This is a genomic window from uncultured Desulfovibrio sp. (assembly GCF_910584445.1).
Classification (GTDB): domain Bacteria; phylum Desulfobacterota; class Desulfovibrionia; order Desulfovibrionales; family Desulfovibrionaceae; genus Desulfovibrio.
The window spans coordinates 20,602-31,655 of record NZ_CAJUBO010000026.1 but is presented as its reverse complement, the minus strand read 5'-3'; the positions used below and the strand labels follow the sequence as shown (position 1 = coordinate 31,655).

Below are 11,054 nucleotides of genomic sequence, written 5' to 3'. Positions count from 1 at the left end.
CCTGCAAAAATTCTGCGCAGAATTCTGCGCAGAATTTTTGCAATTAGACACTAGAGCGGTTTTGCAGCGGAAAAGAGGTTTTCCGCTGGTCGCCCGAAAATCGAAAGGCCCCGTTCCCGGCATCTCCGCCGGGAACGGGGCCTTTGGCGCGCGGGGACGCATGCGTCCCCGTCTCAGCGTTGCTGCCCGGATTGCGGCCCGGGTTGCGGCCCGGAAGCGGGGGCAGGCTCCGCGCCGCCATCGCCTCCCGCTCCGGCCTTCCTGTCCCTGCCTTCCTGGAGCTTGCGGAAGATGGTGCTGCGGTTGACCTGGAAAAGCGCGGCCACCTTCTGCACGGAGCCATGCACCTCAATGGCCTTGCGGAGAAATTCCCGTTCCATGTCGGCCACGATGTCTTTCAGGGGCCTGCCTTCGCCGGGCACGGTCAGGGCGACGTCGGTTTTTTCGCGGCCGGAGATCTCCTCCGGCAGGTCGCCAGGCCCGATGAGGGGACCGTTGCGCGTGATGACGAGACTGTGGACGAGATTCTGGAGTTCCCGCACGTTCCCGGGCCACGCATAGTCCGCCAGAAGGTCGAGGGTGATGTTCATGAAGGCCAGGGTCTTCCGGTACTTGGCCGTATATTGGCGCAGGAAATGCTCGGCCAGGGGGCGCACGTCCTCCGGGCGTTCGCGCAGGGGGGGGATACGCAGGGTCGCCACATTGAGGCGGTAGAAAAGGTCGCGCCGGAAGGTGCCCTCCTCCACGCAGCGCGCAAGATCGCGGTTGGTGGCCGCGATGACGCGCACGTTCACCCTGCGCGGCGCCGAGGAGCCTACGCGCACGATCTCGTTGTCCTGGAGCACGCGCAGAAGGCGCGTCTGGATGGGCAGCGGCAGTTCGCCGATCTCATCGAGGAAGATGGTGCCGCCGTCGGCGATCTCGAAGTACCCGGCCCGGCCCTTGGCGGAGGCCCCGGTAAAGGCGCCGGGCAGGTAGCCGAAAAGTTCGGATTCGGTGAGCGTTTCGGAGATGCCGCCGCAGTCCACCTTGAGCATGACCTTGTCCTTGCGGGCGGAAATGCCGTGCAGGTAGCGGCCGAAAACATCCTTGCCCACGCCGGTCTCGCCCAGGATGAGCACCGTGGCGTCCGTGGCGGCGAAACGGCGCAGCAGGGAGACGACCTCCCCCATGGCGGCGCTGGCATAGATGGGCAGCTGGTGGGGGCTTTCCCGGGCCACATGGGTGAGTTGCCCGCTGATCTGGTCGATGAGGTTGCGCTGGGCCGCCACCTGATCCTGAAGGTCGGTCAGAAGGGTGATGTCGCGGGCGAAGGTCGCCACCAGGCGGATGATGCCGTCCTCGTCGAAGACCGGAAAGCCGGAAAGCACGAGCCGCGTGCCGTTCTTCAACTGCTGCACATGCGTGGCGGGCCGGCAGGTACGCACGATCTCGGGGTTGAGGATATTGTCGAAGATGCCCTCGCCCACCAGGCTCCGCACATTTTTGCCGCGCAGCTCTTCCTGCCGGAGTCCGGTCAGTTGCTCATAGGTGCGGTTGACATAGAGCGTGCGGCCGGAAACATCGGAAATGAAGACGCCGGAAGGCATGGCGTCCAGAATGTGCTTGCACATGGGACCGAGAAGCTCGGTGACGCGATCGGGCATGGCTGGCGTCGCGGCAATGGCCGCTGAAAGTCAGTTCCCGGGAATCCGGCGATGACTCCCGATCATTTGGGAATCTGCACCCGCTCCCCCAGGATGTCAAGGGCGACCTGTTGCAGTCGGGGCATCCGGCTTTTTTCCAGCGTGATGTCGCCCATGGGCGGCTCACGGTGAAGGAAGTGGTATTTCTGCGTTCCCAGGCGGTGGTAGGGGAGCATCTCGTAGCGCACATGGCCGAAAGGCTCGAGAAAGCGCGCGATGGACTCGATGGCCTCGGGCGTGTCGTTGAAACCGGGAATGACCGGGGTGCGGGCCAGGATGGGCAGCGTGGGGAACTCTTCGGCCAGGATGCGGAAATTGGCGAGGATGCGCGCATTGTCCGCCCCGGTCTGCTCCTTGTGCGTCGCCGCGTCCATGTGCTTGATGTCAAAAAGGGCGTAGCTGAGCCAGGGCGCCGCCGCGCGGATATTCTCTTCCGGCACCATGCCGCAGGTCTCGATGGCCGTTTTCATGCGGCGCTGACGGGCCTGACGCAGCAGGGCCACGGCGAAATCGCGCTGCAGGAGCGGCTCGCCGCCGGAAAGCGTCATGCCGCCGCCGGAGCGGGTATAGAAGGCCATGTCCTGTTCCACGGCATCCAGCACATCGCCCGCGGTGCGCCGTTTGCCATAGACGAGCAGCCCCTGGGGGGGGCAGGCGCCCGCGCAGGCCTGGGCGCAGTCGCCGCACTTTTCGCGATGGAGAACGGGCTTGCCGTCCGCTCCCGGGGTCAGCGCTCCCCTGTCGCAGGCCTCCAGGCAGTGGCCGCATTTTTCCAGGCCGATGCAGCGCCCCTCGTTCCAGGCCAGCTCAGGCCCGGTATTCTGAGATTCGGGGTTGCTGCACCAGCGGCAACGCAGGGCGCAGCCCTTGAGAAAGACGATGGTGCGGATGCCGGGACCGTCATGGACGGAATACTTCTGGATATTGAAGACCATGCCTTCCCGGGCGAGGTCCTGATCGTCATCATAGTCTTCCTGGTACATGCCACATCCTTGCCTTGGAGGAAACGCCCCGGCCGGAAAACCGGCCGGGGCGTCATTTCAGCGTCTGCTAGCAGGTCTCGTGCTCGGTGCGGGCGATGAGGTCATTCTGCAGATCCGGGGAGAGGTCCACAAAATAGGCGCTGTAGCCGGCGATACGCACGATGAGGTTGCGGTATTTCTGCGGGTCCTTCTGGGCGGCCACCAGGGTCTCCCTGTTGAGCACGTTGAACTGCACATGCCAGAGCTTGAGGTCGCAGAAGGTGCGGATGAAGGAGACCAGCTTCTCCGTCCCCGCCTCGCCCTCAAGGCACTTGGGCGTGAACTTGATGTTCAGCATGCGGGCGGCGCGGTCGCGCATGCCCATGTTCTTGGTGTTGTAGTTGGAGAGCAGCACCGCGGTGGGACCGTTCACGTCCGCGCCGTGCGAGGCCGAGGAACCGTCGGACAGCGGGAACCCGTCGGTGCGGCCGTTGGGCGTGGCCGACACCACCTTGCCGAAGGGCACATGGGAGGTGAAGGGCACATAGCGGACATCGTTGTGCATGCCCAGATCCTTCATGGAGTACTTGCCGCCGTATTCCACCGAGATGCGGTCGATCTCGCGGCCGATGGCGTCGGCGTAGGGATCATTGTTGCCATAGCACGGGGCGGAGCGCAACAGCGCCTGCACGTCCTCATAGCCCTTGAAGTTGGCGTCGATGGCCTTGATGAGCTGGTCCATGGTCAGCTTCTTTTCCTCGAAGACCAGCTTTTTCACCGCCGCCAGGGAATCGACCACCGTGCCGAGTCCCATGTACTCGAAGTAGCCCAGGTTGATGCCCTCGGGGATCTGCTCCTGATGCAGGTCGATGCAGTGCTTCATGCACAGGTCGTGCATGGCGGAACCCATGGGCTGGGCAAAGTGCTCGGCGCGCAGCTTGTTGATGAGGTACTGCTGGACGAACGCGGTCTTGAGGAAGAGCAGGTGCTGCTGCACATAGGCGTTCCAGAACTCTTCCCAGGTCTTGAAGTTGCGCGGGTCGCCCGTTTCCACGCCCAGAAGCTCGTCGCCGTATTTCTTCATGCGGCCGTTGCGGAGCACCATTTCCACGGCGGCGGCGAAGTTGATGTAGGCGCCCCCGGAGGTATAGGTGTCGCGGTTGGGCATGCGCGCCTCGGTGCAGCCGGAGACGGCGTAGTCCAGGGCCTCCTCGAAGGTGGCGCCCTTGGAGACGTAGAGCGGCACCACTTCCTCGTCATTGATCAGCTTGGGGAAGCCCGTGCCGTCCTTGATGGTCTCGGCCACGTCCCAGAGGTAGCGCTCGGGCGCGCGGGCATGGATGCGGGCCGCCAGGTCGGGATAGTGCAGCGGGAATTCGCGCTTGGACTTGAGGATGAGATGGGTCAGCTCGTTGCTGGCGTCGCGGCCGTCCGGGGTCTGGCCGCCGACGGTCACGGCCTCCCAGTGGGCGTAGCCCTCGTTGAAGGCGCCGCCGGTGGGGGAGATGTACATGTCGATGAATTCGGCCATGCCCACCCACATGCACTCCAGAAGCTCGATGGCCTCCTTGTCGGTGAGTTTCCCCTCGGCCTTGTCCTTCTTGTAGAAGGGATAGAGGTACTGGTCCATGCGGCCGTTAGAGATGGTGGTGCCGGTCTTCTGCTCAATGCGCGAGAACATCTGGGTGAACCACTGGCTCTGGCAGGCCTCCCAGAAGTCGCGGGCGGGTTCGCCGGGCACGCGCTCGGCGTTGTCGGCCATACGCAGCAGCTCGGCCTTGCGCGCGGGGTCCGTCTCCTTCTCCGCCATTTCGCGCGCCAGCTTGGCGTGGCGCTTGGCCCAGAGGACGATGGCGTCGCAGACGATGATGACGGCTTCCAGGAAGGGGCGTTTCTCGCGGTCGTCCTTGGCGCTCATGGGGTCAAGGGCGGCCAGTTTTTCCTGGGCCTCCTTCTTGATGCCGTTGAAGCCGCGCTTGAGGATCTTTCCGTAGTCGTGCACCCACTGGATGGAGGAACGGAAGGACGAGGTCTCGTTGACGATGAAGCGCGAGATGAGTCCCTGCGGGTCGTCATAGGTGAGCTTGTGGACTTCCGGCGGCAGGGCGGCATTGAGGGCCTCGTGGTAGGTCTTGCCCTTCCAGTAGGGGGCGATCTCCTCGATGACGACCTTGGCGTCCTCGGGCGTGATGGTGGCCGGCGAGGTTTTGCGGGTGGGCAGGTCGCGCACGGCGATGTCCAGGAAGTCGCCGTCCAGTTCGGGATAGAGGATGCCGTAGCGGCCGTCGCAGCCGGCGCGGCCCAGCAGCAGCTGGTCCTCCTGCACGCAGACCGAGATGTTCTTGGCGATGTGCATGAGCGCCTTGGCCCAGCGCAGCACCAGGGGCTGCCCCTCGGTCTCTTTCATGGATTCGGTGAAATAGCGCGCGCGTTCGATGTCGATGCGCGGCTTCTGGCCGTCGAACCGCTCCAGCAGGCGGAAAACGCGGGCATGCGTGTTGCGGAACTTGTTTTCCTTGCCCTGGATACGATCCTGAAGTCGCTGTTCCTGCGGTGAACGGCAGGCGCATTCCATAACGCTCATGATGTTCCCCCATACAAAGGTTTCCGCCCGTTGGAGGCGGGCGATGTTGGCGTGCCCGGGACATTGCATCGCCTGTGCCAGATTTCCAATCCACCAGATTTCCACGACAAATGCCGCCGGACAGGGGCGGCGCACGCCTGGAAGCGGGGGACGGGGACCGGATGTTGCAGGTTTGCGTCGGTACGCATGGGAAATTCGGAACGTGTCCGCAAAGGGCGATGCGGATCTGCGACGGTGCTGCCCGTCCCTTCCGGTGCCAGGGTGGGGGATTTTCCAAAAAAAGAGAATTTTTCCAGCAGGATGGAACAAAAATTTCCCCCGCGGGGAGCTGGCGATGCAAATTTGCGGCGTGCGGCGCCCCTGTGCTTATCAGGAGGGGTTATTAGTTATTAACACCATGAATTTATTTGTTTATTTTTAAAATTCCCCGCGCGGTGGCTCCAGACCCCGCTGGCATGCTTTGTGCTTATTCAAAAAATCACAAGGGCGGGCCAGTGGGGTCCGTCCGCAGGGTCTCTAAAAAGCGAGGACTGAGATGCGAAAGTTGTTTTGCGCAGCGGGCGCGCTGGTGGCGGCGGGTTTGATCCTGGGGGGGTCCCTTGCGCTGGCGGCGGAAAAACCGGTCACGCTCCGTATCGGCCATCCCATGGCTCCCGGCAACAACGTGACCGTGGGCTATGAAAAGTTCAAGGAACTGGTGGAGAAGAAAAGCGGCGGCAAGATGAAGATCCAGATCTTCGGGAACTGCCAGATCGGCTCCGACCGCGTGACCACCGAAGCCGCCCAGGCCGGCACGCTGGATATGTCGTCCTCGTCCACGCCCAACCTGGCAAGCTTCTCGCCCGCCTACATGGCGATCGACCTGCCCTATGTCACCGATCCCAAGAACCAGCAGAAGCTGTACAAGGCCCTTGACGAGGGCGAGCTGGGCAAGGCGCTGCGCAAGGTCGCCAACGACATCGGCCTTGAGACCATCATGTTCAGCGAATACGGCTACCGCAACTTCACCTCGGCCAAGAAGCCGCTGAAGGACGTGAAGGACCTGCAGAACATGAAGATCCGCACCACGGACTCGCCCGTGGAAGTGGCCGTGGCGACGGAACTGGGCATGAACCCCGCGCCGGTGGCCTGGGGCGAAACCTATACCGCGCTCCAGCAGGGCACGGTGGACGGCGAGGGCAATACGTTCTCCCTGCTCAATGATGCCAAGCATTCCGAAGTGCTCAAGCACGCCATGGATTCGCAGCACAACTACTCCATGCACATCCTGCTGATGAACAAGAAAAAGTGGGACAGCCTGACCCCGGAGCAGCAGAAGATCATCCGCGAGGCCGCCAGCGAGGCCACCGCCTGGCAGCGCGCGGAATCCGTCAGGCTTGAGGAAAAGGCCTGGCAGGCCTTCCGCGACAAGGGCATCGACATCACCATCCTCACCCCCGAACAGCGCGCGGAACTGAAGCGCAAGACGCAGCCCGTGCGCGACAAGTTCTCCAAGGAGATCCCTCAGGAGATCCAGGTGCTCATCGAAGAGACCCAGAACTGAGACAGCAACGGGGGCGTCCCGCAAGGGGCGCCCCGCCCGGCATTCCCGGTCGCTTTTCCCGCGCAGTGGAATGCCCGTGCCTTTTAAGTCCCCGGATCGCAAAAAAAAGCGGGGACCAAACTGTTCCAGGGGGAAAGCATGGAAGACGGAAAGCGCAAATGCAGGATACTCTCATGGCTGAATGAGAATTTTGAAAGCGTTTTCATGGTCGCCGGTCTGTTGAGCATCATCCTGTTCATCACATGGCAGGTCATCTACAGATATATCATTACGCAGTTTATCGAACGCGCGGGCGCCGCCGTCTGGACGGAGGAGCTTTCGCGGTATATCTTTATCTGGATCTCCTATCTCGCGGTCTCCGTCGCCATCAGGAAACGGTCCTCCATCCGGGTGGACATCCTGTATGACCATCTGCCCCCGCGCTGGCAGCGCATCAGCTGGATAGTGGTGGACAGCCTTTTCTTCTGCCTCACGGCGGTCATCGCCTGGTACGGCTGGGGGCAGATCGAGCGGCTCATGCAGTTTCCGCAGTACACCACGGCCCTGCGGATCCCGTTCCTGGTCCCCTACCTGATCCTGCCCCTGGGCTTCGGACTCATGTGCCTGCGCCTGCTCCAGGACCTGGTGCCCCAGATGCGCCGCTGCGGCCCGCTGGATTCCTGCATCGGTTTCGGCCTGGTGGCGCTCATCATTTCGCCCTGCTTCCTGTGCGACTATATCGAGCCGCTCACGGCGCTCTTCGGCTACTTTGTGGTCCTGTGCGCCATTGGCGTGCCCATCGCCATTTCGCTGGGGCTTTCCACTCTCGCGACCATCATCAGCGCGGATACCCTGCCCATCGAGTACATGGCGCAGGTGGCCTTCACGTCCATCGACAATTTCCCCATCATGGCGATTCCCTTCTTCATCGCCGCCGGCGTCTTCATGGGGGCCGGCGGTCTTTCTCACCGGCTGCTCACGCTGGCCGACGAGATCGTGGGGGGCCTCTATGGCGGCATGGGCCTGACGGCCATCGTGACCTGCATGTTCTTCGGCGCCATTTCCGGCTCCGGGCCGGCAACGGTGGCCGCCATCGGCGGGCTGACCATTCCGGCCATGATCGAACGCGGCTATGACAAGTTCTTCGCCTGCGCCCTGGTGGCCGCCGCCGGCTGCGTGGGCGTGATGATCCCCCCGTCCAATCCCTTCGTGGTGTACGGCGTGGCGGCGCAGGTCTCCATCGGCGACCTGTTCATGGGCGGCATCGTGCCGGGCATCCTCACCGGCCTTGTGCTCATGGGCTATTGCTTCTTCTATTCCCGGCGGCGCGGCTGGCGCGGCCAGGAGAAAAAGCGCGACATCGGCACGCTGGGGCGCGCCTTCTGGGAGGCCAAGTGGGCGCTGATGGTGCCTGTCATCGTCCTTGGCGGCATCTACGGCGGTATCATGACGCCCACCGAGGCCGCGGCGGTCTCGGCCTTCTACGGTCTCATCGTGGGCCTGTTCCTCTACCGCGAGATGGACTTCAAGGGCCTGTGGAATTCCTGCGTGGAATCCTGCGAGACCTCATCCATCATCATCCTGCTCATGGCAATGGCTACGCTGTTCGGCAACATCATGACCCTGGAGGACGTGCCGGGCACCATCGCCCGCGGCATCCTGAGCCTCACGGAAAGCAAGATCGTGGTGCTCCTGCTCATCAACGTCCTGCTGCTCATCGTGGGCACCTTCATGGAGGCCCTGGCCGCCATCGTCATCCTGGCGCCCATCCTGCTGCCCGTGGTGACGGGCGTGGGCGTTTCGCCGCTGCACTTCGGCATCATCATGGTGGTCAACCTGGCTATCGGCTTCATCACGCCGCCGGTGGGCGTCAACCTCTTTGTGGCAAGCGGCGTGGCGAAGGCCCGGCTGGAGCGCATTTCCGCCATGGCGCTGCCCATGATCGGACTCATGCTTCTGGTGCTCCTGCTCTGCACCTATGTGCCGGAAGTTCCCCTTTGCCTTGTCAGCGGAAAATAACCCGGAGGTACCGCAATGACACAGACCCGCCAGAAAGTGATCGACTTCCGTTTCCGGCCCAATACGCCGGAGATCATCAACGGCATCAAGAACAGCGCCATGTTCAAGGCCGCCTGCAAGGCCATCGGCTTTGACGCCAGGCAGGCGCAGCCCCTGCCGGAGATCGTCGCCGGGCTGGACCGCCTGGGCGTGGAGCTTGGCGTGATCACCGGCCGTGATTGCGAGACCACCTACGGCTTCCCGGCCAACAATCCGAGCGTGCTGGAGTTCTGCCGCGCGTACCCGGAGAAGTTCGTGGGCTTCTGGGGCATCGACCCGCACAAGAAGATGGCCGCCGTGCGCGAGGTGGAGCGCGCCGTGCGCGAGCTGGGCATGAAGGGCATCGCCATCGATCCCTATCTCGCCCACATCCCGGCCTCCGAAGCCCGGTTCTATCCGCTGTATGCCAAGTGCTGCGAGCTGGGGGTGCCGGTCTTCATCACCATGGCCCCGCCGCCCCAGGTGCCGGGCGCCATCCTGGAATATGCCGACCCGCGCGACGTGGACAAGGTCGCCCGCGACTTTCCCGAGCTGGTGCTCATCATGAGCCACGGCGGCTATCCCTTCGTCAACGAGTCCATCTACACCTGCCTGCGCAACGCCAATGTCTATATGGACATTTCCGAATACGAGCGCGCGCCCATGGTGGATGTCTATGTGCAGGCCATGAACGGGAGCATCGCCGACAAGGTCGTCTTTGCCAGCGCCCATCCCTTCGTGGAGCTGGCCGACGCGCTGGAGGCGTATGCGGCCTTCCCCCTGCGGGAGGACGCGCGCCGCAAGGTCATGTATGAGAATGCCCGGCGCATCCTCGGCCTGGGCGCGGACGGGAACGCCTGACGCTTTCCGGGGCGCCGGCGCGTTTCCGGGCCGGCGCCCCCTTTTCGGCCATGCTGAACGCCATCTGCTACAATCTGCTCTGGTTCGGCGGCGGGTTCGTCACCGGCGTCGCCTCCTTTGGCGCCAATCTTTTCGCCGTGCCGTTCGTGGCGCTCCTGCTGCCGCCGCGGGAGTCCATCCTTCTGGGCTGCATTTCGGGCACGGCCGTCTTTGCGGCCATGAGCGCGATCTATGCCAGGCACATCCGCTGGGGCGGCGCCGCGCTCCTGACCGCGGGTGCCCTGGCGGGCATCCCGCTCGGCGTCTGGGCCTTGGCGCATGCCGGGCCGCGCGCCCTGTTGCTGGGCGCGGCCTTTTGTCTTGGGGCGTTCCTGTTTTGGCAATGGCTGCCCGGCGGCGGCCGGCGTCCCCCGGTCGGGCGCTGGCTTGCCCTGCCGCTGGGCGTGGCCTCCGGCGCCATGATGAGCGCCCTGGGCATGGGCGGCCCGGCCCTGGTGGCCTACGCCTATTTGCGGAAACTGGAAAAGGAGGCCACCCTGGGTACTGTCAATGTGGTCAGCGTTGCCATCATGGCGGTGGCGCTGCCCTGGCAGTACATGCAGGGCCTCTATGACGGGCTGGAGATCGGTCTCGGCCTGTGGGGGGCGGTGTTCGCCTGCTGCGGCATCGCGGTCGGCATCCCGCTGGTGCGGCGCATGGATGTCCGGCTGTTCCGCAAGGTGCTATTGACCATCCTCGCCCTTTCGGCGGTCATGCTGCTGGTGCGCGGCCTGCGCCAGTGACCTGGCCGCCGGTCAGCGACACTGGTCAGGGGCACTGGTCAGGGGCACTGGTCAGGGGCACTCGTCAGGGGCGTTGCAGCGCTGCCAGGCGGCGCATGCCCAGGTGGCAGATAGCCACGGCCAGGGCGTCCGAGGCGTCCAGGGGCCAGCCGGCCGCCACTTCGGCGCGCACATTGAGCAGGCGGCGCACCATGAAGGCCACCTGCTCCTTTTCCGCGCGGCCCGTGCCCACCAGGGACTTCTTGACCAGGGTGGGCGCGTAGTCGCAGACATCCAGCCCGGCGGCGGCGCAGGCCGCCACGGCGGCGCCGCGCGCCTGTCCGAGCTTGAGGGCGCTGGCCGCGTTCCTGGCCGTAAAGACCTGCTCCATGGCCGCCTGGTCGGGCCGGTGCCGGGCAAGGACCTCTCCCAGCGCGTGATAGATGCGCGCGAGCCTGCGGGAAAAGCCGCTGTCTCCGCTCGTGGCCGGCGCGGCCTCCCCGCGGCCGGCGGCCGCGCGCACCACGCCGCACTCCACCAGCGAAAGGACGCCCGAGACTTCGCGCACCACGCCCCAGCCCGTGCGTTGCGAGCCGGGGTCGATGCCAATGACGGTGAGGGCGGCCATCCGGTGCCGGGCGT

General features: G+C 64.3%; 8 protein-coding genes. 4 read left to right on the top strand and 4 right to left on the bottom strand.

The annotated features are described in order from the left end of the window. Positions 1-173: 173 nt before the first annotated feature. The 3 genes from QZ294_RS10475 to QZ294_RS10465 all read right to left on the bottom strand — a co-directional run bounded on the left by QZ294_RS10475 (position 174) and on the right by QZ294_RS10465 (position 5,231). Positions 174-1,646 carry a sigma 54-interacting transcriptional regulator gene (locus QZ294_RS10475; RefSeq protein WP_297050347.1) on the bottom strand — a complete coding sequence of 491 codons (1,473 nt, stop codon included), beginning with the start codon at positions 1,644-1,646 and terminating at the stop codon, positions 174-176. A gap of 62 nt (positions 1,647-1,708) precedes the next feature. Beyond that, positions 1,709-2,668, bottom strand: coding sequence for a glycyl-radical enzyme activating protein (locus tag QZ294_RS10470; protein WP_297050340.1), 960 nt, complete (start codon positions 2,666-2,668; stop codon positions 1,709-1,711). 67 nt (positions 2,669-2,735) lie between these two features. Then, positions 2,736-5,231 carry a glycyl radical protein gene (locus QZ294_RS10465; RefSeq protein ID WP_297050332.1) on the bottom strand — a complete coding sequence of 832 codons (2,496 nt, stop codon included), beginning with the start codon at positions 5,229-5,231 and terminating at the stop codon, positions 2,736-2,738. A 535-nt stretch (positions 5,232-5,766) separates the two neighbouring features. Here QZ294_RS10465 and QZ294_RS10460 point away from each other — a divergent pair. The 4 genes from QZ294_RS10460 (at position 5,767) to QZ294_RS10445 (ending at position 10,433) form a co-directional block, all read left to right on the top strand. After that, on the top strand, positions 5,767-6,774 hold the full coding sequence (locus tag QZ294_RS10460; RefSeq protein ID WP_297050329.1) for a TRAP transporter substrate-binding protein: 1,008 nt from the start codon (positions 5,767-5,769) through the stop codon (positions 6,772-6,774). 138 nt (positions 6,775-6,912) lie between these two features. Beyond that, positions 6,913-8,772 (top strand): TRAP transporter large permease subunit, encoded by a 1,860-nt coding sequence (locus QZ294_RS10455; protein ID WP_297050325.1) that lies wholly within the window; start codon positions 6,913-6,915, stop codon positions 8,770-8,772. 15 nt (positions 8,773-8,787) lie between these two features. After that, positions 8,788-9,651, top strand: coding sequence for an amidohydrolase family protein (locus QZ294_RS10450; protein ID WP_297050318.1), 864 nt, complete (start codon positions 8,788-8,790; stop codon positions 9,649-9,651). A 50-nt stretch (positions 9,652-9,701) separates the two neighbouring features. Beyond that, positions 9,702-10,433: a sulfite exporter TauE/SafE family protein gene (locus tag QZ294_RS10445; RefSeq protein WP_297050310.1), complete on the top strand. Its 732-nt coding sequence runs from the start codon at positions 9,702-9,704 to the stop codon at positions 10,431-10,433. 64 nt (positions 10,434-10,497) lie between these two features. On the opposite strand, the gene ruvC is transcribed toward QZ294_RS10445, so the two are convergent. Next, positions 10,498-11,040 carry a crossover junction endodeoxyribonuclease RuvC gene (ruvC, locus tag QZ294_RS10440; protein ID WP_297050301.1) on the bottom strand — a complete coding sequence of 181 codons (543 nt, stop codon included), beginning with the start codon at positions 11,038-11,040 and terminating at the stop codon, positions 10,498-10,500. Between the last annotated feature and the right edge of the window lie 14 nt (positions 11,041-11,054).